The organism is Brucella haematophila, from assembly GCF_005938105.1.
In the GTDB taxonomy this organism is placed as follows: Bacteria; Pseudomonadota; Alphaproteobacteria; order Rhizobiales; family Rhizobiaceae; genus Brucella; species Brucella haematophila.
Genome location: NZ_VCPE01000001.1, coordinates 521,561 through 545,946, shown reverse-complemented (window position 1 = coordinate 545,946; position 24,386 = coordinate 521,561). Strand labels below are relative to the sequence as shown.

The following is a 24,386-nucleotide window of genomic DNA, read 5'->3' as shown; positions in this document are numbered from 1 at the left end:
TGGGAAGAACAAAATCAGATTGTGCGAGCTATATGCACACCGGCTCCTGATAGCTGTCAGGCTTCACCCTGTCAGTGTCGAGCATTACGGGAGTAAAATGCTGGTTCCTGTAGTCTTGCGTGCTTCCAATTCCTCATGCGCCTTGCGGGCGTCCTTCAGGGCATAAGTCTGATTGATTTCGATCTTCACAGCACCGCTGCCCACAACGTCGAAAAGCTCGGCTGCGGTCTTTTCAAGATCGGGACGCTTGGCAACATAGTTGAACAGCGTCGGGCGGGTTGCAAAAAGCGAACCCTTCTGCGCCAGCAAACCGAGGTCGAAAGGCGGAATAACGCCCGACGACTGACCGAAACAGGCGAACATGCCAAGCGGCTTGAGGACATCCAGCGAGCCCATATAGGTATCGCGACCGACAGAGTCGTAGACGACATCCACGCCTTCGCCATTGGTCAGTTCACGCACCTTTTCGGCAAAATTTTCCGTGCGATAATTGATGACATGGTCATAGCCATGCTTTTTCGCGAGCGCGATTTTTTCTGGCGATCCGGCCGTGCCGATGACCCTTGCGCCAAGATGCTTGGCCCACTGCCCTGCGATCAGGCCGACACCGCCAGCCGCAGCATGGAAAAGGATCGTCTGCCCGGCTTCAACGCGAAACGTGCGGCGCAGCAGATATTGTGCGGTCATGCCCTTCAGCATCATGGAGGCGGCGGTCTTGAGATCAATGCTCTCCGGCACGATCACCAGACGGTCGGCGGGCAAGATGCGCTCGTCCGCATAGGAGCCCGGCGTTGCCACATAAGCGACGCGGTCGCCGATTTTCACATTTTCAACGCCTGCACCAATGGCAGTAACCGTGCCTGCGCCCTCATTGCCGGGCGTAAACGGCATTTGTGCCGCCTTGTAGAGACCCGTGCGGAAATAAACGTCGATGAAATTGAGACCTACCGCCTCATGCCGGACCTTCGCTTCACCCGGCCCCGGCTCTCCAATTTCAATCTGCTCATAGTTCAGAACTTCAGGCCCGCCGTTCTGATGAACGCGAATGGCATTGATCATCATACGTCTCCGCTCTTTTTTGCAGCTGCAGCTTTCTCGGCCTCAATAACGGCGGCTGTGCGCCCGAGACCTGGGAAGAACTGCATGATTGCACCTATGAAATAGATATAGAGCCCAGTCACCGAAATGCCCACGCGAACCCAAAGTGGCGCATCCAGCATGTAATAAAGCGCGATAGCACCGAAGGCGCACCAGAGCAGGAACACCGTCAGATTGATCGCCCGGAGCCGCACAACGCGCACCGGATGCAGGAAGTTGATCGGCAGGAACGACAGAATCGCCGAAGCAACCACGGTGCCGAATGCCACCCACTCTCCCGGCCTGACGATGAACAGGGTGAAAACCACCATGTTCCAGACCACCGGAAAGCCCTTGAAGAAGTTCTCCTTCGTCTTCATGCCGGTATCGGCATAGTAGATCGCGCTCGATACGACGATGATCGCACCGGATATGAAGGAGAGGTTCGTCCCCATGAAGCCGCTTTGATAAAGCGCAAAGGCGGGTATCAGAACGTAGGTGACGTAATCGATGATATTGTCGAGCAATTCGCCCGACCAGTTGGGCAGAACATATTTGACTTCGAGCTTGCGCGCGATCGGGCCGTCGATGCCATCCACGAACAGCGCGAGGCCAAGCCACCACCACATCGCGGTATATCGCCCGTCGCTTGCCGCGACGATGGACAGAAATGCCAGAAAAGACCCGGATGCCGTCAACAGATGGACGGAAAACGCCTTGGCTTGTGGCGCGGTGACTTTCTTGGCTTTAAGTTTTCCGGTCAGTTTGGTTTTCACGCTGTCCGCCATTCCGTTTTGTCGCCGCGCAATTTCCGCAGAAGATACAGCGATTATATTTCAATCTTACTCTGGGCTCACCTTGGGCTCATCGGGGCATGTACACCAAACAAACTGACGCCCCAACCGTTCTGTTGGATCGTGAAGCGATCTATCCCAGAAAAGCCGTGTTCTTGCTGGAAGCTTTCCCCGAATAAGCTCCAAAGAGCAAGTAAGGCGTGAGGCAAATCAGCCTTAATTCCACGGAAGAATGGCCTTTGCCTGCGTTTCGGTCTAAGTGCTGCTTAAGAACGGCACGGAAGAATCATCTCCATATCCACACTTCTGGCCTATACGTCCCGACGAAGGATGAAACGAAATGAACGATCTGGTTGCGAACAAGCCGATGACTGACATCGTGATCAGCGGCGGCGGCCCTGCCGGCATGATGGCAGCGCTGGCGCTTGGCGCGAAAGGCTACCGCACCGTTCTTCTCGGCCCCGAAACGGATAAGGGCGACCGCCGCACCACCGCGCTGATGATGCCCGCCATCCGCTTTCTTGAACAAATCGGCGTTTGGTCGTCCATTGAACCTGAAGCGGCGCCGCTTGCTTCCATGCGCATAGTCGATGCGACGCAACGCCTTGTCCGTAGCCCCACAGTCACATTCCGTGCCGGTGAAATCGGCGAAGAGGCATTCGGCTATAATATTCCAAACGCCGTGCTGAATGCGAAGCTCGCTGAAGCCGTCGCTGAAAGCGCCAATATCGAGCGCAATACGGCATCCGCTATCGAATATCGCCCCAATGGTGATCATGTAACGGTTACAGTAACGGGCGGCGACACGCTGCATGCCCGTCTGCTGGTCGCTGCCGATGGGCGCAATTCCGGCGCACGCGAAGCCGCAGGCATTCGCGCGCGACGCTGGAACTACCCGCAGACCGCCGTTGTATTGTCATTCGCCCACAGTATCAGCCACGAAAACATCTCTACAGAGTTTCACACCGAGCATGGCCCGTTCACGCAGGTGCCTCTGAAAGGCAAGCGTTCAAGTCTTGTCTGGGTGGTGAACCCGGAACGCGCCGAAGCCCTGCTCGCGCTGGATGATCAGGCTCTTGCCGCGCAGGTCGAGGAAATGATGCAATCGATGCTCGGCCAGATCGAGATTGATGTGCGCCCGCAAGCCTGGCCGCTATCCGGTCTGGTGCCCAGTGCATTTGCTGCAAAGCGGACCATCCTGATCGGCGAAGCAGCCCATGTTTTTCCGCCCATCGGCGCGCAAGGCCTCAATCTTGGCACGCGCGACGTGGAAACCCTGGTCAAAGCCATCGAAAGTGATCCTGTCGATCCGGGCTCGGATCGTGTGATCCGCGCTTATGATCGGGCACGCCGTCCCGATATTCTTGCTCGTACCAGCTCGGTCGATGCGCTCAACCGCTCGCTTCTTTCGCCCATGCTGCCTGCACAGATTGCGCGCGGTGTCGGGCTGGAAATGCTGCGTTCCTTCGCGCCATTGCGGTCATTCTTCATGCGGGAAGGCCTGCGTCCAGGCAGCGGTTTCAGCCATTTTCTCCCCAAACTCCCCAAGCTGGCAGACCGTCAACGCGACAACGCCAGCAAATAACCACTTGCTTTCAAAAACTTCATGTTTCACGCCCGCTTTAATTTGGCGGGCAGTGAACTACATAACGTCTCATGGGTATGACACAGATAAAACACGCGAAGTTCCAAATCGGCCAGGTTGTGAAGCACCGGCTGTTCCCGTTCAGGGGTGTTATCTTCGACGTGGATCCTGAATTTGCGAATACAGAAGAATGGTATGAGTCGATACCTGAAGATGCACGTCCTCAGCGCGACCAGCCTTTCTATCATCTCTTCGCGGAAAATGCGGAATCCGAATACGTAGCCTATGTGTCAGAGCAGAATCTGCTGCCCGATGTCAGCGGCGAGCCTTTGCGTCATCCACAGATCGACGAGATTTTCGACCGGCTCGACAACGGCACCTATCGGGTGAAATCGCAGCATTCCAACTAAAATGGCTTCGCTTTTTAAAGTGATAATCAAAGAAAAAGGGCGCCCAAAGCGCCCTTTTGTCATTACCGAGGTTCTGCCGATTAGTTGGCAGCGCCCTTGGCCTTGTCCTGCTCAGCCTTCATCTTGGCTTCGAAATCTTTTTGCTTCTTCTGGACTGCGTCCTGAAGTTCCTTCTGGCGGTCTTCCAGTTCCGACTGCTTCAGAGCCGGGCCGGTGAGAGCCTGCGAGAAGCCGGTGAGAGCGACCGGGATCGGGTTCGGCTTGTTCTGATAGTTGACCGAGGTCAGCGTCAGCTTGCTGCCCTTCTGAAGAGCCTTGATCAGATCGTCGTTCAGCGGTGCTTCAGCAATGCAGCGATCCGGGAAGCAGATACCGTATTCAAGCTTTACCGCTTTGTTGTTGTCGATCTGCATGCCAACGCCAGCCGGAATCAGGCGGCCAATCGGCACGGTGACCTGGAAGATCTTGCGATTGATCTTGCCCTTGATCTCGATGAGGTTAACAGCCGTCAGCAACTGGCCGGAATCGGCAGTGACAATGTTCTGCGTGTTGCAGATGTCGTTGTCTTCCTGCTTCGAGCAGACCTTGAACCAACCCTGCGGCGGCTGCTGGGCCGATGCAGGCATCGTTGCGGAGGCAAGCAAGGCGAACGCGCCAGCGATGGCCCCAGCCATAGACGCTGTGGCAGCGATTGTCTTCGTGCTGGACATGATCAACAGGTTCCTTTCAACGCTCTGATCTGTAGTTCCCGTATTCTGGTATAGTCAGCGATAGACCGTCACTGGTTTGAAAATGCGGCAACAGCGTGACCTTAAGGACTCTCCATCCTATTCCGGGGCGGTGTTACAACGACTGTGGACGCGAATCCAGACCAGTTTCAATTCGGAAGGCTCCGAATCTCGCAAAAACACCATTTTCATTTGTACTGTAACGTACGGAACACGCCCCAAATACCCATATATTGTACGATCATGGTAATTTCGCCTAACGAATCAATGCTATTTCGTATTTCCTTAAAAACAAGCGCATCACGCTTACTTACAATGGACGAATGAAGTTGAACGGATTGATCGCTCTTTTGCGCAGAAAATTCCTGCCGACAATTTCTCAGGGACTCAAATTAGGGCTCCTGGCGGCTTTTGCCGTCACGGCGACGGGAATCGCCGTGCGCGCGGCACAGGCCGAAACAGCAACGACGCCGGATTATGCTCTTTCCATGCATGGGGACGTGGCGCTTCCCGCCGATTTCAAGAATTTTCCCTATGCCAATCCCGATGCGCCCAAGGGCGGTAAGCTCACCATGGGCGTTGTCGGCACTTTCGACAGCCTCAATCCCTTTGTGCTGAAAAGCATGCGCACGACTGCGCGTGGTTTGTTCACCGATGGCGACTTCGGCAGTCTGGTCTACGAGACCCTCATGCAGCGTTCGCGCGACGAGCCTTTCACACTCTACCCGCTTCTGGCCGAAAAAGTAGCCATTGATCCCGCGCGGACATGGGTGGAATTTACCCTCGATCCCAAGGCGAAATGGTCGGACGGACAGCCCGTGACGGTGGATGATATTATTTTCACCTACCAGATTCTCACCGAAAAGGGCCGCCCTCCCTTCAACAATCGGATGAGTCGAATCGACAAGATCGAGAAGACTGGCGAACGCTCGGTACGATTTAACTTCAACGACAAGTCGGATCGCGAATTTCCGATGCTGATCGCATCGGTCATGCCGGTTCTTCCGAAACATGCCGTGGACCCCGCCACCTTCGGCAACTCGACGTTGAAGCCGCCAATCGGAAGCGGCCCCTATCTGGTGTCCGGCGTGCAGCCCGGCCAGCGCATCATCTACAAGCGCAATCCGGACTATTGGGGCAAGGATATTCCATCGAAGCGCGGCACGGACAATTTCGACACGCTGACCATCGAATATTATCGCAACGAAACCTCGCTGTTCGAATCCTTCAAGAAGGGGTTGCTCGACGTCTTCATCGAGGGCAATCCGACGCGCTGGGAAAAATCCTATGATTTTCCGGCCGTACAGCAAGGCAAAGTCATCAAGGAAAGCTTCGAAAAGGGCACGCCCGCAAACATGCTGGGGTTCGTGTTCAACACACGTCGCCCGATCTTCGCCGACCGCCGCGTGCGGCAGGCGCTGGGATTGCTGTTCGACTTCGAATGGGCGAACCGCAATCTTTTCGCAGGCCAGTACAAGCGCACGCAAAGCTTCTGGGAGGGTTCGGACCTTTCCTCCGTCGGCAAGCCTGCCGATGCGCGTGAAAAGGAACTTTTGGCCCCCTATCCCAATGCAGTGCGTGAAGACGTGATGAATGGCACATGGCATGTGCCCGTTACCGATGGGACCGGCCATGACCGTGCGCCAGCGAAACAGGCTTATGATCTTCTGATGGAGGCCGGCTTTCAGTTCCACAACGGACTTGCCGTCGATTCCTCCGGCAAGCCGCTGCAATTCGAGATCATGACGCGTTCAGCGGATGAAGAGAAGATCGGGCTTGCCTACAAGCGTAATCTCGCCCGCCTCGGCATCACGGTGGAAATCCGCACAGCCGACGACGCACAGTATCAGCAACGGCTCCAGACCTTTGATTACGACATGATCCTGGGCGCTCTTTCCAGTTCGCTGTCACCCGGCAATGAGCAGTGGATGCGCTGGGGTAAAGCCTCGCGTGATGCGCAAGGCAGCTTCAACTATGCAGGTGTCGCGGACCCCGCCGTCGATGCGATGATCGACGCACTGCTTGCGGCGCGCAGCCGTGCCGATTTCGTCAGCGCCGTGCGTGCGCTTGATCGGGTGCTGCTGTCGGGCGATTACTACATTCCCCTCTACCATCTGCCTTACCAGTGGGTGGCGCGGTGGGACCGGATCGGCCATCCCGAAAAAACTTCGCTTTATGGCTATCAGCTGCCGACCTGGTGGCAAGCCCAGCCCTAGAACGCAGATCTGATTGAATCAGATCTGCGCTCTAAGGTTTTGTTTTTAACGCGCATCTTTTCCGAAAATCGTTTCACACTTTTCGGGATGTGCTCCAAGTTCTCTTTGATAAGACCGTAATTCGCCCTAAATCCACTTCCAATATTATGCGATATCGATGCGGGAGGCACAGCCTCCCGCAACCACACGGAGCATCCCCATGAGCGAAAACACGAGTGAAAAGAAAATCACCATCGACGTTGTATCCGATGTTGTCTGCCCATGGTGTTTTCTCGGGCGCAAGCGGCTTGAAAACGCTCTGGCCATGCTACCCGAAGTGGAAGCGGAAATTCGCTGGCGCCCGTTTCAGCTTGACCCGACGCTCCCACCGCAAGGCAAGGACCGTGGCGCCTATATGCGCGAGAAATTCGGCAACGGCTCCAAGATCGACGATGTTCATAAGCAACTGACCGAACTGGGCGACGAAAACGGCATTGTCTTCGATTTCGAGGCGATTACCCGCGCGCCCAACACACTCGACGCACACCGTGTCATCCACTGGGCCGCTCAGGCTGCTCCGGATACGCAGAACAGGCTCGTCGGCACACTGTTCTCGCTCTATTTCGAGCAGGGGCAGGATATCGGCGACCATGAGGTGCTGGTCGATGCCGCGGCAAGCGTTGGCATGGATGCAGCCGTTGTCGCCCGCCTTTTGGAAAGCGACGCCGACAAGGCAACAATCCGCGAGGAAATCGACACCGCCAACCGTATCGGCGTGCGCGGCGTGCCGTGCTTCATCATCGATCAGAAATATGCCGTCATGGGTGCACAAACTGCGGACGTTCTGGCCGACGCCATCCGCCAGACGGCGGAAGGCTTCGAACCGGGAATTTCTGAAGATCGCTAAAAGAGATCACGCGGCGGGTTAACCCGCCGCAATCTTCGCCAACTGTGTCATGATGACAGCCGAGCCGTTGAGACGCTTTTCCGGCGTCGCCCAATCGCGGATGAACACAATGCTCTGATCCGGCCTGATCTTTGCCATAGAGCCCTGCTCGCCAATCATCTTCACCAGACCGACCGGGTTGTTGAATGTCGCATGACGGAACTGGATGACGACGCCCTTCGGGCCGGCATCCAGCTTTTCGACATTGGCGCGACGGCACAGCGCCTTGATATAGACGATCTTGAGCAGGTGCTGCACCTCTTCCGGCATCGGGCCGAAGCGGTCGATGAGTTCCGCGCCGAATGCGTCGATATCCTGCGGTTCTTCCAGATCGGCAAGGCGGCGATAAAGGCCGAGACGCAATTGCAGGTCCGGCACATAGGCTTCGGGGATCATGACCGCCGTGCCAATGGCGATCTGCGGCGACCACTGGCTGTCCTCCACTTCGCCGGAACCCTTGAGTGTCGCAACGGCTTCTTCCAGCATCTGCTGGTAAAGCTCGAAACCCACTTCCTTGATATGGCCTGACTGTTCCTCACCCAACAGATTGCCTGCGCCGCGAATATCCATATCGTGGCTGGCAAGCTGGAAGCCCGCGCCTAGCGTATCCAGCGATTGCAGCACTTTCAGGCGACGTTCCGCCATCTGTGTCAGCATCTTGCCTGCCGGAAGCGTGAAGAGCGCGAAAGCGCGCTGCTTGGAGCGCCCGACGCGACCACGTAGCTGATAGAGCTGCGCCAGACCGAACATATCGGCACGATGCACGATCATGGTGTTCGCGGTCGGAATATCGAGGCCGGATTCCACGATGGTCGTGGAAAGAAGCACGTCGTACTGACCGTCATAGAAGGCATTCATGATATCGTCGAGCACGCCCGGCGCCATCTGGCCATGCGCAACGGCGACCTTCAGTTCCGGCACATGCTCCTTCAGGAATTCCTCGATGTCGCCCAGATCGGAGATACGGGGGCAGACATAGAAACTCTGACCGCCGCGATAACGTTCGCGCAGCAGCGTTTCACGTATGACCAGCGGATCGAACGGGGAAACGAAGGTGCGCACCGCCATGCGATCCACTGGCGGCGTGGTGATGAGCGAGAGTTCGCGCACGCCGGTCAGTGCAAGCTGCAAGGTGCGCGGGATTGGCGTTGCCGACAGGGTCAGCACATGCACATCGGATTTCAGCTCCTTGAGCCGTTCCTTATGCTTGACGCCAAAATGCTGCTCTTCATCGATGATGAGCAGTCCGAGATTCTTGAACTTGATCGAATTGCCGAGCAGCGCGTGCGTGCCGACGACAATATCGACGGTGCCCTCTTCCAGACCTTTCTTGGTCGCGGCCAGTTCCTTGGTTCCAACCAGCCGCGAAGCATGCGCGACGGTGATCGGCAGTCCATGAAAGCGCTTGGAGAAAGTCTTGAAATGCTGGCGCGACAAAAGCGTTGTCGGCACAACCACCGCGACCTGCACGCCGTTGAGCGCCGCGATGAAGGCAGCGCGCAGCGCCACTTCCGTCTTGCCGAAACCGACATCGCCGCAAATCAGGCGATCCATCGGCTTGCCCGCGGCAAGATCGTCTGCCACAGCCTCAATGGCCGTCATCTGGTCTTCGGTCTCGTCATAGGGGAAGCGCGCAGAGAATTCCGCATAAAGCCCATCCGGCGGCGTCATCACCGGCGCGCCACGCATCTGACGTTCGGCGGCGATCTGGATCAGATGGCCCGCAATCTCAAGCAGTCGCTTCTTGAGCTTTGCCTTGCGCATCTGCCATGCGCCGCCGCCAAGCTTGTCGAGAACAGCGTCGGAACCTTCCGACCCGTAACGCGAAAGAAGCTCGATATTTTCAACCGGCAGGAACAGCCGGTCATCGCCCGCATAGTGAAGTTCAAGACAATCATGCGGCGCGCCCGCTGCGGTGATGGTCTTGAGGCCGATGAAACGACCGATACCATGATCAACGTGGACGACAATATCGCCAGCCGTCAGCGAAGCCACTTCCGAAATGAAGTCCTGATCGCGCTTGCGACGCTTGGACCGGCGGATAAGACGGTCGCCGAGAATATCCTGTTCGGCAACGACTGCGAGATCGCCAGCATCAAAGCCGCTTTCAACGGCCAGCACCGCTGCCGTCACCTTATCGCGCGACAGCGCCTTGACGGTTGAGAGCCGGTCAACCGTCTCAATCTTTTCCAGCCCGTGCTCGTCGAGAACCTGCAACAGTCGGTCGAGTGAGCCTTCCGTCCAGGCGGCAACCAGCACTTTTTTACCCGATGCGCGCAGATCGGCAATGTGCTTCACCGCCGCTTCAAACAGGTTCACATCAGTTGCAGCACGCTCCTCCGCAAAGTTGCGGCCCTTGTGCGCATCGGCATGAACAATGATGCGGTTCGACACTTCCGGCGCGCCAAAGGGTGTGAGGTCGATGCGAAGCCCGCTGGCCTGCACGGCATCCTCGACCGCCTGCGGCGTCAGATAGAGGGTTTCCGGCTTGACCGGCTTATAGGGAACGGCATCGCTGCCAGCTTCCTTGCCTTCAGCCTGACGCAGCCGGGCCTCGTAATGGTCCACCACCATGGTGTGGCGCTCGGTCAGCGCTTCATGCACCAGATGGTCGAACACCACCGGCATGCCGCCCGCATGGTCGAAAACCGTTTCCAGATGATCGTAAAACAGTGGCAGCCAGTGTTCCATACCGGCAAAGCGGCGGCCTTCGCTGATCGCCTGATAGAGCGCATCGTCACGCTGCGGCGCGCCGAACATCGCCACGTAGTTCTTGCGGAAACGGCTGATCATATCCGCTGAGAGCGTGATTTCGCTCATCGGCTGCAGCACGAATTCCTTGCGCGTGCCCGTCGTGCGCTGCGAAGCGGGATCAAAAGCGCGGATCGTTTCCAGCGTATCGCCGAAGAAATCGAGGCGCAGAGGTTCTTCCGCGCCCGGCGCATAAAGATCGAGAATACCGCCACGCACGGCAAATTCGCCGATATCGCGCACGGTCGATACACGCTCGAAGCCATTGCGCTCCAGCCTTGAGGCCAGATCATTCATGTCGAGTTGGTTGCCGGGGCGAGCCGAAATCACCTGCTCGGCAATGGCAGCCTGCGGCGGCAATTTTTGCAGCACCGCATTGGCCGTAGTCAGCACGATGGCCGGATGCGGTGTCTTCTTGAGCGCCGCCAGAGCGCCGAGCGCAGTCAGTCTGCGCGCCGATGCGTCGGCACCGGGCGATACACGATCATAGGGCAAGCAGTCCCATGCGGGCAGATGCAGCACCGGCAGATCCGGCGCAACAAAGCCCAACACCTGCTCAAGGTCAGCAATGCGCTGCCCGTCGCGCACGATATACATGATGGGCCCGCGTTCGCCGATCTCATCCACCAGACGCGCGAGACAGAAAGCCTCGAAGCCATCGGCAACACCGTCAATGACGATGCGGCGTCCGGCTTTCGTATCCGTATTGGGCTTGAGACCAAATTTGCTGAAAACGGGCATGGATTTTTTAAAACTCTATGCGGTCACGGAAAGCGACGATATCGCGGAAAAGCGGTGTGTCATGTTCTGCCGGGATCGGACTTTCACCCGTCACCCATTTGAGAAGATCGCGATCCAGCACTTCCAGAATCTGTTCGAACTCATCGAGCTGGGGATCGGTGAAGCTCACAATATACGCATCCGCATATTGGCCCAGAATCAAATCCATCTCGCGCATGCCGCGATGCCAGGCGCGAAACAAAAGCTTGCGACGCCGTACATCCAGATTTCCCGTCGCAAGTGTGCTGCCAGTCATGTCGGAACTGCTCCATTTATCAAAATCGCTGCCGGTATATAGCATCTGGGACCGAACAGGGAACCTGTTTATGAGACAAGAACAAAAAGAGCACGAAAAGATGAGGCGCAGGCTTGCACCTGACAGCGAAGCAGTTAATGCTCGCCGCCATGCGTCCATCCATGCTCGATCCGTTTTTCGCTTCCGTCCGTTCGCTTTCCGGCATTGGTCCGAAGGTGGCGGTTTTGCTTGGTAAACTGCTGGGCACCGATGTGCCCGGCGCGGAACCGAAAGTCGGCCAGCTTCTGTTCCTGCCGCCGAACAGCGTCATCGACCGGCGCAACCGCCCCGGCATTGCGCTTGCACAGGAAGGGGCTATCGTCACACTCGAAGTGGTGATCGATCAGCACCAGCCCGCACCGTCCGGCAGAGGCAATGTCCCGCATCGTGTCTTTGCACACGACGATACCGGCGAGATTGCGCTGACTTTCTTTCATGCGCAATTGCCATGGCTGCACAAGATGCTGCCCGAAGGCGAAACCGTCATCGTGTCCGGCAAGGTGGAATGGTTCAACGGGCGCGCCTCCATGGTGCATCCGGACTATATTGCGAGCCTCGAAGATGCCGCCAATCTGCCGATGGTCGAGCCGGTCTACCCGCTGACGGCTGGACTATCGCCAAAAACACTGGGCCGTGCCGTCAAGGAAGCTTTGACGCGTGTTCCACCGCTGCCCGAATGGATAGACGGCCCCTTGCTGGCGCGTGAACGCTTTCCGAGTTTTCAGGACGCGCTCAACACTTTGCACCAGCCGGAAGACCCCTCCGACATTGCACTTGAAGGCATTACGCGGCGCAGGCTTGCTTATGATGAATTTCTGGCCGGTCAGCTTGCCCTTGCCCTCGTGCGTGCCAAGACACGCCGACTGTCCGGTCGTCCGCTGGAAGGCACAGGCCGTATCGTAACCGAAATCATGCGTCACCTGCCCTATAGCTTGACCAAGGGACAGGATCAGGCCGTTCGCGAGATCATCGCAGACCTCAAATCGCCGGAGCGCATGTTGCGGCTTTTGCAAGGTGATGTCGGCTCCGGCAAAACGGTGGTGGGTCTGCTTTCCATGGCGCATGCTGCGGAATCCGGCGGTCAATCCGCCCTGATGGCTCCAACCGAAGTGCTCGCCCGCCAGCATTTTGCGACCATTGCGCCGCTTGCAGAAAAAGCCGGGTTGAAAGCCGCATTGCTGACGGGCCGCGAAAAAGGTCGTGACCGGAATGCCGTCTTGGAAGGCTTGAAAAGCGGCGAGGTTAATATCGTCATCGGCACCCATGCGCTGTTTCAGGAAAAGGTCGAGTATCACGACCTTGTTCTGGTCATCATCGACGAACAACACCGTTTCGGTGTGCATCAGCGCCTGATGCTGACGGCAAAGGGCTCCGCCCCCGATATGCTGGTGATGACGGCAACGCCGATCCCGCGCACGCTGGTTCTGACCGCTTTCGGCGACATGGACGTATCAAAGCTGACCGAGAAGCCCGCCGGACGCCAGCCCATCACCACGGCAATTCTGCCGATGGAGCGCATGGGCGAACTGGTAGAACGTATCCGCAAAGCGGTGCAGGAAGGCCAGAAGATCTACTGGATCTGCCCGCTGGTGGAGGAATCCGAGGTCGTTGAACTGACATCGGCGGAAGAGCGTTTCGAAAGCCTCAAATCCGTCTTCGGCGACCGGATCGGCCTTATTCATGGCCGCATGAATGGCGCTGAAAAAGATGAAGCGATGCGCGCCTTCAAGCAGGGCGAAACGCGGCTTCTGGTTGCCACAACTGTCATTGAAGTTGGTGTGGATGTGCCCGACGCAACCATCATCGTGATCGAACACGCCGAACGGTTCGGCCTGTCGCAGTTGCACCAGTTGCGCGGGCGTGTGGGGCGCGGCGACAAGCCGTCGACCTGCCTCCTGCTCTACAAGGGACCGCTGGGCGAAATCGGCCAGGCGAGACTGAAGGTCATGCGCGAGACGGAAGATGGTTTCCGCATCGCTGAAGAAGATCTGAAACTGCGCGGCGAAGGCGAGTTGCTCGGCACGCGCCAATCCGGCACGCCGGGTTTCCGTCTGGCTTCCATCGAAGCGCATGGCGATCTGCTGGAAATCGCCCGCAAAGATGCCCGCTACGTTCTGACCAGCGATCCCGATCTGGAATCCGAGCGCGGACAGGCATTGCGCGTGTTGCTCTATCTCTTCGGGCGCGATGAAGCGATAAGGCTGCTGAGAGCTGGATAGCAAAATGGCCGCTCACGCGGCCATTTCAATCACTTTATAAAGCGAGTTCGATAACGAACTGATTTTATTCAACCGTGACCGATTTTGCCAGATTGCGCGGCTGATCGACGTCCGTGCCCATCAGGACAGCAGTGTGATAGGCCAGCATCTGGATCGGCAGGGCGTAGACCAGTGGCGTGATGAATTCCGGCACGTCCGGCAGAACGATGGTCGCCATCGTATCGACGCTGGCGCTTTCAGCACCCTTCTTGTCGGTGATCAGGATGATACGACCGCCACGGGCCGCCACTTCCTGCATGTTGGAGACCGTCTTTTCATAAAGGCGGTCGGACGGCGCAATGACGATAACCGGCATGGCTTCGTCAATCAGGGCGATAGGTCCATGCTTCAACTCACCGGCGGCATAGCCTTCGGCGTGAATATAGGAGATTTCCTTGAGCTTCAGCGCGCCTTCCATAGCAAGCGGGAAGGATGTGCCACGACCCAGATAGAGGACGTGATTGACCTTGGCGAGATCGGTACAAACTGCCGCGATCTCGTCTTCCAGCTTCAGCACCTGATTGAGGAAACGCGGCGCTTCGGAGAGCTGGCGCACCAGTTCCTGCTCCCGCGCATCGTCAATCGCGCCACGCGCCTTGGCGGCGGCAATGGCGAGCGACGCCATGGCCGAAAGCTGACAGGTGAAGGCTTTAGTGGAGGCAACGCCAATTTCCGGACCGGCAAGCGTCGGGAACACCGCATCGGATTCACGCGCAATGGTCGAGCCTGTGACATTGACGACAGCGGCAATCTTCAAGCCTTGCGACTTGCAATAACGCAGCGAGGCCAGCGTATCCGCCGTTTCACCCGACTGCGAAACAAACATCGCCAGCGAATCCTTCGACAGCGGCATTTCGCGATAGCGGAATTCCGATGCGATATCGCTGTCCACAGGCAGACGGGCAATCTGTTCGAACCAGTATTTGCCGACCGATGCGGCATAGAATGCCGTACCGCAAGCGGAGATCGTCAGGCGATCCACCTTGCTGAAATCGACGCCAACAGCTTCCTGGCGCACCTTGCCGGTGGTGAAATCGAGATAATTGGCAAGCGTGTGCGAAATCACTTCCGGCTGCTCAAACATCTCCTTCTGCATGAAGTGACGATGGTTGCCCTTGGAAACGAGCATATTGGCGGTCTGCGTCTTCTGGATCGCGCGCTCGACCTGATTGTTGCTCTCGTCATAAATGGTGACGCCCTTGCGGGTCAGCACAGCCCAGTCGCCATCTTCCAGATAGGCAATAGTGTCGGTGAAGGGCGACAGCGCAATCGCGTCGGAACCGAGGAACATTTCACCATCGCCATAGCCGACAGCGAGCGGCGGTCCCTGACGGGCGCCAATGAGCAGTTCTTCATCGCCTTCAAACAGAAATGCCAGTGCGAAAGCACCATGCAGCAGCGGCAGGCAATCACGGACGGCTTCAATCGGCGATTTACCCTTATCCAGCTCACGCGTCACGAGATGCGCGACGGCTTCCGTATCGGTTTCGGTCTGGAACTTGCGGCCTTCGGCTTCGAGCATGGCGCGCAGTTCGGCAAAATTTTCGATAATGCCGTTATGAACCACCGCGAGACGCTCGGTAATATGCGGGTGCGCATTGCGCTCCACCGGCTTGCCATGCGTGGCCCAGCGTGTATGACCGATGCCGATCACGCCGGGAAGCGGCTCGCCGGCCAGACGCTTTTCCAGATTGACCAGCTTGCCTTCCGCACGACGGCGATCAAGCTTTCCGCCCTGCAAAGTGGCGATACCGGCGGAATCGTAACCGCGATATTCCAGTCGTTTCAGAGCATCGACCAGAAGCGGCGCGACTTCATCCTTGCCGATAATACCGATAATTCCACACATGCATCTGCTCCAGATCTGGGTCGCTTGCTTTTACCAGCCGGTTTAAAGATTCCAGAGCAGAACAGCAATATGAGCTGTAACCACTCGGGTCGTCTGATAGTCGATTTACTTCGATGAGGTTTTAGCCGCTTTGATGGCGGCATACTTCTCCCGCAGGATCTTTCCCCGACCTTCCTTGGTTTCCTGTCGCGCGCGACCGAAAGCCAGTGCGTCAGCGGGAACATTGTCGGTGATTGTGCTGCCCGAAGCGATATAGGCGTTGTCGCCGATTTCCACCGGCGCAACCAGCGACGAATTGGAGCCGATAAAGGCGTTTTCGCCAATGATCGTCTTATATTTGTTGTAGCCGTCGTAATTGCAGGTGATCGTCCCTGCCCCGATATTGCTGGATGCGCCGACGGTCGCATCACCGATATAGGTCAGGTGATTGATCTTGGCGCCCTTGCGCACATCGGCATTCTTCACCTCGCAGAAATTGCCAACCTTGGTTTTCTCGCCAAGCTTCGCGCCGGGACGCAGACGCGCGAAAGGTCCGATTTCGGCACTGGGACCAACATTCGCGCCTTCCATATGCGAGAAGGAATGAATGAGCGCACCTGACGCAATGTGCACGCCGGGACCGAAAAACACGTTGGGCTCAATAATCACATCGGCTTCCACCAGCGTGTCATGGCTGAAGAACACCGTTTCGGGCGCGATCAGCGTCACACCGGCCAGCATCATCTCGCGGCGCTTGCGGTTCTGCCAGATGGCCTCGGCTTCCGCGAGTTCTGCGCGATTGTTGATGCCGATGATGTTATCGACCGGCACTTCAATCGCCGTGACGTTCAAGCCCTTGCCATGTGCAATGGCCACAATATCGGTAAGGTAATATTCGCCCTTGGCATTGTCGTTGCCAACGGCATCCAGCAGTGCCAATGCTTCGCTTCCGCGCACGGCCATCAGGCCGCCATTGCAGAAGCCGATCTGCTTCTGGGCGTCTGTCGCTTCCTTTTCCTCGACAATGGCGATCAGTTGGTCACCATCCTCGATCAGGCGGCCATAGCCATGCGGACTTACCGGGCGGAAACCGATCACCACGATATCCGCGCCATCGGCCAGGCGCGCACGCGCCGCTTGCAGGGATTGCGCTTCAATCAGCGGCGTATCGCCGAACACGATCAGCAGATCGTCATAACCATTTGCGATCGCCTCGCGCGCAGTAAGCACGGCATGTGCTGTACCGAGACGTTCTGTCTGTTCGAATGCTGAAACAGGGCCTGCGATCTTCTCGACAGCGCCGCGCACATCTTCCGCACCGCGTCCGACGACCAGCGCGACATCGCTCTTGCCTGTCCCCTGCACGGCTTTGACCACATGACAGACCAGCGGCAATCCCGCGACCGCATGCAGCACTTTCGGCAAGCTGGATTTCATGCGCGTGCCTTCGCCGGCAGCAAGCACGATGGAAAGGCAAGTACGGTCTGTCATGGCATTGTCCAGAAATACGATGTGTTCATCCGCTTTATCACTAAAGCGTATAAGGAAGCTTACGGAATTAGCCAAGCCGCCCCAGAACCGGGAACGTCTCGAGCAACCAGAATGAGAAGGATTGCATGCCGCCTGTCAGGAACAGGACGCCTGCAACGACCAGAAGCGCGCCCATTGCCTTTTCCACCTTGCCGAGATGCACGTGGAAGCGGGACAGGAAGCGCATGAAAGCACCGGAAAAAAGTGCTGCGATCAAAAACGGAATACCGAGACCCAGCGAATAGACTGCGAGCAGAAGCGCGCCCTCGCCCACGGTGCTGCTACCGCCAGCCAGTGTCAGGATTGGGCCGAGAACCGGGCCGATACACGGTGTCCAGCCAAAGGCAAAGGCCAGCCCCATGACATAGGCGCCAAGCGGCGACGCCGGGGCATTGCGCGCCTGAAAGCGCGCCTCGCGCGACAGAAACGACAGGCGCAGCAGTCCCAGAAAATTTAGCCCCATCAATATGATGACAACACCGGCGACAATCGCGATCTCCTGCTGCCAGGCGCGCAGGAATGCGCCGATGGACGATGCGCCAGCGCCAAGCGCGACGAAAACAGTGGTGAAGCCGAGCACGAAACAGATTGCGGCAAAGGCGAGTGAACGGCGGGCAGAAGGCTCGGCGGCGACCCGGGCGGCTTTATCGGCGCGAAAATCCTCGACGCTCACGCCAGCCATGTAACAAAGATAAGGCGGCACCAGCGGCAAAACGCAGGGCGACAGAAAGGACAGAGCCCCCGCACCAGCCGCCGTCATGTAGGAAACATCGAGCACGATAACCTCATTCGTTCGTCAAATTGCTTGCTGCCCCGGTAATCCAAGGGCTTATATAGACCAAGTTGTGATTACCATTGAATATTTTCAATGGAACATCTCGTTAGATCACAAGTTTGCCCTAAATCAGGATCATTCCGCGCCTTAATATAAATTATTTGATTGCTCCAACGGAACAATGCACCGATGAGCTTGATTGATGATGATACACCTTCCATCCCAACAACAGTGTCGCCCCGACCTTTTGGTTGGCTGAGGCGATACCAGCATTTTCTGTTTCCGGTGGCGGGTATCGCCATCGCTCTGCTGGCAATTTATGTTCTGGAGACAATGCTCCAGCACACGTCGCGGTCGGAAACGCTGGCGGCGCTGCATAGCATTTCCTGGACGACGCTGGCGCTCGCGGTCTTTTTTACCGTGCTGAGCTATGCGGCCGTCGCCCTTTACGACGTCGTCGCGGTCGATACCATCGCGCCCAATCAAATACCGCGCCGCATCGCTGCTGTCGCCGGTGCTGCGGGCTATGCGATTTCCAATGCGCTCGGCTTTTCGCTTCTGACGGGCGGTGCGCTGCGATACCGCATTTATGCTGCCGAAGGCGTCAGCCTTGCGGATATTGGCAAAATTGTCGGCACATCGTGGTTTGCGATCTGGTTCGCGCTGATCATCATGGTCGGCGCTGCACTCCTCATCGACCCGCAAGATGTGCCGTGGCTGTCCACGATTGATTCGCGCATTGATATCATTGCTGGCGTCGTCATCCTCGGCGGCATTGGCTGGCTGATCTACTGGCTGTCGCATGGTGAGCGTAGCGTCAAAATAGGTTCGTTCAGCCTCCGCCTTCCCAATTCCAAGGGCGCGCTGATCCAGATCTGTGCCGGGCTGGTCGATGTCGGCGCCGCTGCGGCCACGCTCTACGTCCTCATGCCTTCCGACGCAGTGCCAAGCTTTGCCGTCTTTGCGCTCGTCTATGTGATCGCAATTGTTCTGGGCATTGCCAGCCACGCGCCCGGTGGATTGGGCGCTTTTGAGGCGACCATCATCGCCGGATTGGGCCTTGGCGGAAAGCCGGATGCCATTGCCGCCCTGCTCGCTTATCGTATCATTTACACGGTCATGCCTCTGGTCGTCGCAACCGCTGGCATTCTCGTCTGGGAAGCGATGCGGCGGCGGCAGATGCTGGGCAAGCAGGCTGCCTTCGCCAAACGGCTGTTCGAGCCACTGGTGCCAAGCCTTTCCGCTGGCATCATCTTTCTGGGCGGAATCATCCTCCTGATTTCGGGCGCAACGCCCAATTTGCGCTATCGTGTCGAACTGCTTTCCGACATCGTGCCGGAATTCCTGATGGAAATGTCGCATCTTGCGGCAAGCCTCGTGGGTGTCGCGCTGCTTATTGTTGCGCGCGGCCTGTCCAAGCGGCTGGAGCGAGCATGGGTGGCGGCCATGACGTTGCTGCTAAGCGGTGCTGTGTTTTCGCTCGCCAAGGGCCTCGATTGGGAAGAAGCCGTCATTCTCTGCATCTTCGCCGCGACGCTCTGGAGCTTCCGCGATTCCTTCTATCGCCGCCCGATATCAGGACCATTCGAGCTAAGCTGGAACTGGATCACCACTGTCGGCACGACAGTGCTTGTTTCCACATGGCTTGGCTTCTTCGTCTATCGCCATGTCGAATATTCAAGCGACCTGTGGTGGGACTTTGCATGGAGCGGCAACGCGCCCCGCTTCCTGCGTGCGACCGTGCTGGTCTTTGCACTCGTGGCCGCTGTCGGCCTGCATTCGATCATCAATCGCAACAGCCACCGCAGGCGCAAGGTCGATTATTCGATCCCGGAAGCCGTTCCAAATCTGGTTGCGGAATGCCCGCACACAGATGCCGCACTGGCCATGCTGGGCGACAAGCAGTTCCTGATGGCGCCGGATAACAGCGCGTTCATCATGTATGCGCAGTCCGGCGGCAGCCTGATCGCACTCGGTGAGCCGATCGGCAATCCTGAAACCGGCAAGGAAGCGGCCTGGTCGTTCCATGCACTTGCCGACAAATTGGCCGTTCGCACGGTTTTCTATGGCGTTGGCCCGCAAAGTCTGCCGCTGTTTCTGGATATGGGGCTGGTCGCGCTTAAACTGGGCGAAGTCGCCCGCGTGAACCTGACTGACTTCTCGCTCGAAGGACCGCGCCGCCAGCCATTCCGCTATGCCGACCGCAAGATCGACAAGGACGGCTTCACCTTCGAAATCATTCCGGCTGCCGAGGTTGCGCCGCTCATTCCGCGTCTGCGTGAAATTTCCGATGCCTGGCTCGACTTCAAGTCCGGCAGCGAAAAAGGCTTCTCTCTGGGTTATTTCGACGACGACTATATGAAGCGTTTCGATGTCGCCGTGCTGAAACATGAAGGCGAGATCGTCGCTTTCGCCAATTTGTGGCGCGGTGCCGACAAGCACGAAATCACCGTGGACCTGATGCGCTATATGCCCAATGTGCACAAGCTGCTGATGGACGCGCTTTTCGCCAAGCTTTTGATGACCAGCAAGGCCGAAGGCTATAAATGGTTCAATCTCGGCGCAGCCCCGCTTTCCGGCTTGAGCGGCAGCAGGCTCGCCTCGCGCTGGAACCGGCTCGGCTCCTTTATCTACAAGCGCGGTGCCGATCTCTATCATTTCGACGGATTGAAAGCCTTTAAGGAGAAATTCGATCCTGTCTGGACCCCGCATTACATGGTCTGCCCCGGTGGACTGGAAACACCACGCGCCCTGCTCGATGCGACAACCCTGATTAATGGCAGCCCATTGGAGTTCATCCGTAAATGAAGAAAGAACGCGTCCTCTTTACCGTGGTCGGGCTTGCGCTGTTGGGAGCAGCAGGCGTTTACGGCACGCTGCATACCGGCAAGATCGCCCGCATGTGGACCAAGCTCACGGGTTCCGAAGAGCCGGTCATTCATGCGAGCGCCGAACGGTTGTCGAACATCCCGGTTTATATGCCCAACGGCGACCCGGTCGGGCTTACGATACTGCTCAGCGACGAGGCAGGCATCGGCGAAAAGGAGCGCGCCTATACGGATGCGCTGCTGGCCAAGAACATGATCGTTCTGCCGGTTGAACTCGGCCCATGGCGCGCTTCGCTCGATAAGGAAGACGGCGAGTGCAACTATCTCGACTCCGATTTTGAGGCCATTGCCAAGGAAGCACTGCGCGGGCTTGATCTCGATGTCTATTTCCATCCGGTGCTGACCGGCATCGGACAAGGCGCGACCATCGCCTATGCCGCCGCTTCGGATTCGCCCGATGCGACCATTGCAGGCGCTGTCTCGCTCGACCCGGCTCCCGCCAAGACCCGCCTGCCCTCCTGCACGGAAAAGGCAGCCGCGACGAAGACGCCGGATGGTGCCTTCACCTATGCCTATGATGCCCAGATACCTGCGCCTGCGCTTGTGATGAGCCCTCTCGGAGGCGAAACCAACAACCCGGTCGAAGCCCGGCAAAAGAATATTGCCGTTCTCCAGAGCGGCAAGGATTTCCCAACGCGCATGAAAATGGCGGTGGATAATATCGTCGCCATGGCCGATCAGGACGCCAAGAACGAGGCTCTGCCGATTGTCGATCTTCCCGCCAAGGGCGGCAATGGCGATATGGTTGCTGTGTTCTATTCCGGCGACGGCGGCTGGCGCGATCTCGACAAGTCCATCGGCGAATGGCTTCAGGCCAATGGCGTGCATGTCATCGGCGTCGATTCGCTGCGTTATTTCTGGTCGGAACGCACACCGGAAGAAATCGCCAAAGACACGACGGCCATGATCAAGAAGGCCGACCCGACAGGCAAATTGCCCGTTGCCGTGCTCGGCTATTCCTTCGGGGCCGACACATTCCCATTTGCGTGGAAATTTCTCGATCCGTCCATTCAGGATCGCACCAGAATGATCGGGCTGCTTGGCGTCGAAACCACGACCACCTTCCAGGTTTCCATCGAAGGCTGGCTTGGCATGGATGGCGACAAGGATGTCGTTCCGGCGATTTCCAGCATTCCGCTCGACCGCGTCGTCTGCGTCTACGGCGAAGAGGAAGAGGACACCGCCTGCACGGCAAAAGAGCTGAAGGGCATGGAGGTCATGAAGCTGGCTGGCGGCCACCACTTCGACGAAAACTACGAGCCGATTGCAGCAGCCCTACTCGACAAGATGCGCGCTCGCGCCGGTTTGCCTCCGCGCCCGTCAAGCTGACGGGCCAGATTGTCAAAACGGCTAACCCTTTATCGCGCCTGACGGATTTTGCGCGCCGAGCGCGCGCTGAACCGCCACGCGGGCCGACGCCAGATCGGGCATGACCCAATTTGGCTCACCGCCCAGAAACTTGTCGAGGAAGGCGATGGCATAGCCCGGCATGTCAGCCACGTTTTCCCGGTAAGACCACCAGGTCCGCAGATCGTCCGCACAGGCGTCAATATCCTGTGCCACGCCGAATTCCTGCTCCTGCACAGCGGCAATCGCGCAGATGCAGTAGTTGGTATAGAGGAACCCTTCCGGCCAGAAGGCGATAATGTCGTGTTGCGGCGTGCTTTCACCCTCGATTGCTTTCGGGATCGATAGCGCCCGGGCAGGCGAAAGACGGATCAATTCACGCAGAACCAGACCGGCGGCAAAGGTGATGAAATCCTTGCGGTCCACCTTGGCATAGCGCTTGTTCTGCTCGACCAGCTCAACCCAGTTCAGAAAAGCTTCCGTCAGTTTCTGCTCGTCGATGTCATAATCGACACCATAAACATCGTTGAGAAGACTGGCGTGTTTGCGAAACGTCGCCCTGAACCAGCGCAACTGCCGCAAGCGGCGTCGCAAGTCCGGCATCGATGCCATCTGGTTCTTCAAAAGCAAATCCATATTCCACGCCTCCAACGCCGACAGACCATATGCGAAACAACAGCTGTTGTCAGCTTGTCCGTCCGGCGATATTTACCTCATAATTATACATATTGACATTTAAGAAAACAAATGTTCTGTGAAGAGACGGAGACTGGCGGCGCCTGAAGACGCATCAAGCCTCCGGTGGAGGAGGAGAAAATGGCTATCTGGCAATGGGCTTTACTGGCTTTGGCTCTTTTATGGGGAGTCCAGTCGCTGGGCGTCTGGTTTCAGATGCGCCATTACTCCGACGTGCTGAAAGGCGTCACATCCCGCTACTCTGACGGATTCGTCGGTGCGGGCCATGTGCGCGGGCGCTTCGGCAAAGGCGTCATTGTCATGATTGTGGTCGACCGCGACCTGAAAGTCCGCCGTTTCCTGGAAATGAGCGGGCGAACCGTGTTTGCGAAATTCAAGCGGCAGGAAGCCTATGAGGGCATGTCGCTCAACGCCTTGCGGCGCGAACAGGAAGCGCTCGAAAAATCGCCCGTCAATGCTGCCGCAAAGCAGGCGATGGACCAGATCGACCGCATCAGGGAACAATCCGACGGCGCGTCTCTCGAAGGACTGAAACTGGCACACGCCTGAGAGCGTGTCCAATCTGGAAGTGGGTAAACAAACAGGCGCATCCCGAAAACTGTGCAACGTTTTCGGACAAGATGTGGGGCAAAACAAACAGATAGAGCACTTCCAATGTCCTGGCGGGTGGAAATGCTCAAGGGGTATCGCCCGACGAGGACGGGCGTCGAGGAGGAGAAATGTCTATAGCTGCAATGCTGGCGCAAGGCGCCGATACGACCTTACAATCCCTGCATGTGGCCAGCCAGATGGCGGCCAACATGGCAACGGATGCAGTGTTTCACGGCAAGCTCGCCGTCGAACACGGCAGCAATAACCTTGTGCAGCTCGCACAGGCGACCGGCGCGGACAATCTGACTGTCGATCAGTTCAAGGAGCGTCTGCAACACGTCACGCAGGAAGAACAGTTGGGCTGGCTTGCCTCTATCGGCAAGCACTTCATCGGCATCTTCCAGAAGGGCGGCGAAGTGTTTTCCGGTTTCGTGACCGGCATCATTCCGACGCTGGTGGTTCTGATGACCGCCTTCTACGCGATCACCGAACTGGTTGGTGAAAAGCGCGTGCATGGTCTTGCACAGGGCGCGGGCCGCATCGCGCTGACCCGTTATACGGTTCTGCCGGTCCTGTCAGTGTTCTTCCTGACCAACCCGATGGCCTATACCTTCGGTTCGTTCCTTGAGGAAAAGCACAAGCCTGCCTTCTACGACGCGGCAGTGTCCTATGTGCATCCGCCGCTTGGCCTCTTCCCGCATATCAATCCCGGCGAATATTTCGTCTGGGGTGGCGTGCTGGTGGCTCTGCTTGAGCTGGAAAAAAAGGGTGCCGTGCCCAATGGTTATCACATCAATGTGGCTATCTGGTACGCCCTCGTCGGCCTCGTCGTGATCCTGCTCAAGGGCATGCTCACCGAACGCATCACCGCCATCATGGCGCGCCGTCAGGGCGTCGAGCTCTAAGGCGCGC

The 24,386-nt window shown here is 57.6% G+C and carries 18 protein-coding genes; 9 read left to right on the top strand and 9 right to left on the bottom strand.

All coding sequences use genetic code 11. The features are described 5' to 3' along the window. Positions 1–84: 84 nt before the first annotated feature. Both FGI60_RS02520 and pcsA read right to left on the bottom strand, forming a co-directional pair. Entirely contained in the window at positions 85–1,059 is a 975-nt protein-coding gene (locus tag FGI60_RS02520; protein ID WP_138783864.1) for a quinone oxidoreductase family protein, read from the bottom strand. Further along, entirely contained in the window at positions 1,059–1,865 is an 807-nt protein-coding gene (pcsA, locus tag FGI60_RS02515) for a phosphatidylcholine synthase (RefSeq protein ID WP_138783776.1), read from the bottom strand. The genes FGI60_RS02520 and pcsA overlap by 1 nt, the downstream gene beginning before the upstream one ends. 346 nt (positions 1,866–2,211) lie before the next feature. On the opposite strand from pcsA, the gene FGI60_RS02510 reads away from it, so the two are divergent. Further along, positions 2,212–3,456 (top strand): UbiH/UbiF family hydroxylase, encoded by a 1,245-nt coding sequence (locus FGI60_RS02510; RefSeq protein WP_138783775.1) that lies wholly within the window; start codon positions 2,212–2,214, stop codon positions 3,454–3,456. Positions 3,457–3,527: 71 nt separating this feature from the next. Beyond that, positions 3,528–3,866 (top strand): heat shock protein HspQ, encoded by a 339-nt coding sequence (hspQ, locus tag FGI60_RS02505; protein WP_078340348.1) that lies wholly within the window; start codon positions 3,528–3,530, stop codon positions 3,864–3,866. 80 nt (positions 3,867–3,946) lie between these two features. On the opposite strand, the gene FGI60_RS02500 is transcribed toward hspQ, so the two are convergent. Next, the gene (locus FGI60_RS02500; protein WP_138783774.1) at positions 3,947–4,576 is read right to left on the bottom strand and encodes an invasion associated locus B family protein; all 630 of its coding nucleotides are present in this window, start codon (positions 4,574–4,576) and stop codon (positions 3,947–3,949) included. A 341-nt stretch (positions 4,577–4,917) separates the two neighbouring features. On the opposite strand from FGI60_RS02500, the gene FGI60_RS02495 reads away from it, so the two are divergent. Both FGI60_RS02495 and FGI60_RS02485 read left to right on the top strand, forming a co-directional pair. Continuing rightward, positions 4,918–6,810, top strand: coding sequence for an extracellular solute-binding protein (locus FGI60_RS02495; protein ID WP_138783773.1), 1,893 nt, complete (start codon positions 4,918–4,920; stop codon positions 6,808–6,810). 199 nt (positions 6,811–7,009) lie between these two features. Continuing rightward, positions 7,010–7,696, top strand: a complete 687-nt coding sequence (locus FGI60_RS02485) for a DsbA family oxidoreductase (protein ID WP_138783771.1) — start codon at positions 7,010–7,012, stop codon at positions 7,694–7,696. Between the two features lie 18 nt (positions 7,697–7,714). Here the strand turns inward: FGI60_RS02485 and mfd are convergent, their stop codons facing one another. Together mfd and FGI60_RS02475 are read right to left on the bottom strand one after the other, a co-directional pair. After that, on the bottom strand, positions 7,715–11,227 hold the full coding sequence (mfd, locus tag FGI60_RS02480) for a transcription-repair coupling factor (RefSeq protein WP_138783770.1): 3,513 nt from the start codon (positions 11,225–11,227) through the stop codon (positions 7,715–7,717). A gap of 7 nt (positions 11,228–11,234) precedes the next feature. Continuing rightward, positions 11,235–11,522 carry an FAD assembly factor SdhE gene (locus FGI60_RS02475; RefSeq protein WP_138783769.1) on the bottom strand — a complete coding sequence of 96 codons (288 nt, stop codon included), beginning with the start codon at positions 11,520–11,522 and terminating at the stop codon, positions 11,235–11,237. A 137-nt stretch (positions 11,523–11,659) separates the two neighbouring features. Here FGI60_RS02475 and recG point away from each other — a divergent pair, with 137 nt between their 5' ends. Beyond that, entirely contained in the window at positions 11,660–13,780 is a 2,121-nt protein-coding gene (recG, locus tag FGI60_RS02470; RefSeq protein ID WP_171058684.1) for an ATP-dependent DNA helicase RecG, read from the top strand. 64 nt (positions 13,781–13,844) lie between these two features. Here recG and glmS read toward each other — a convergent pair whose 3' ends face one another. The 3 genes from glmS to FGI60_RS02455 all read right to left on the bottom strand — a co-directional run bounded on the left by glmS (position 13,845) and on the right by FGI60_RS02455 (position 17,937). Then, positions 13,845–15,668 (bottom strand): glutamine--fructose-6-phosphate transaminase (isomerizing), encoded by a 1,824-nt coding sequence (glmS, locus tag FGI60_RS02465; protein WP_113533480.1) that lies wholly within the window; start codon positions 15,666–15,668, stop codon positions 13,845–13,847. 105 nt (positions 15,669–15,773) lie between these two features. Next, the gene (glmU, locus tag FGI60_RS02460; RefSeq protein WP_138783768.1) at positions 15,774–17,138 is read right to left on the bottom strand and encodes a bifunctional UDP-N-acetylglucosamine diphosphorylase/glucosamine-1-phosphate N-acetyltransferase GlmU; all 1,365 of its coding nucleotides are present in this window, start codon (positions 17,136–17,138) and stop codon (positions 15,774–15,776) included. 67 nt (positions 17,139–17,205) lie between these two features. Continuing rightward, positions 17,206–17,937 (bottom strand): cytochrome c biogenesis CcdA family protein, encoded by a 732-nt coding sequence (locus tag FGI60_RS02455; RefSeq protein WP_456236763.1) that lies wholly within the window; start codon positions 17,935–17,937, stop codon positions 17,206–17,208. A gap of 204 nt (positions 17,938–18,141) precedes the next feature. Between FGI60_RS02455 and mprF the strand changes: the two genes are divergently transcribed. Further along, positions 18,142–20,760: a bifunctional lysylphosphatidylglycerol flippase/synthetase MprF gene (mprF, locus tag FGI60_RS02450; protein WP_138783766.1), complete on the top strand. Its 2,619-nt coding sequence runs from the start codon at positions 18,142–18,144 to the stop codon at positions 20,758–20,760. Beyond that, on the top strand, positions 20,757–22,169 hold the full coding sequence (locus FGI60_RS02445; protein ID WP_138783765.1) for an AcvB/VirJ family lysyl-phosphatidylglycerol hydrolase: 1,413 nt from the start codon (positions 20,757–20,759) through the stop codon (positions 22,167–22,169). The genes mprF and FGI60_RS02445 overlap by 4 nt, the downstream gene beginning before the upstream one ends. A 21-nt stretch (positions 22,170–22,190) precedes the next feature. On the opposite strand, the gene FGI60_RS02440 is transcribed toward FGI60_RS02445, so the two are convergent. Continuing rightward, entirely contained in the window at positions 22,191–22,823 is a 633-nt protein-coding gene (locus tag FGI60_RS02440) for a hypothetical protein (protein WP_138783764.1), read from the bottom strand. A 180-nt stretch (positions 22,824–23,003) separates the two neighbouring features. Between FGI60_RS02440 and FGI60_RS02435 the strand changes: the two genes are divergently transcribed. Continuing rightward, complete coding sequence (locus FGI60_RS02435; protein ID WP_138783763.1) at positions 23,004–23,432, top strand: transcriptional regulator GutM; 429 nt, start codon at positions 23,004–23,006, stop codon at positions 23,430–23,432. Positions 23,433–23,602: 170 nt separating this feature from the next. Beyond that, entirely contained in the window at positions 23,603–24,379 is a 777-nt protein-coding gene (gene srlA / locus FGI60_RS02430; protein WP_113533482.1) for a PTS glucitol/sorbitol transporter subunit IIC, read from the top strand. Positions 24,380–24,386: the final 7 nt, after the last annotated feature.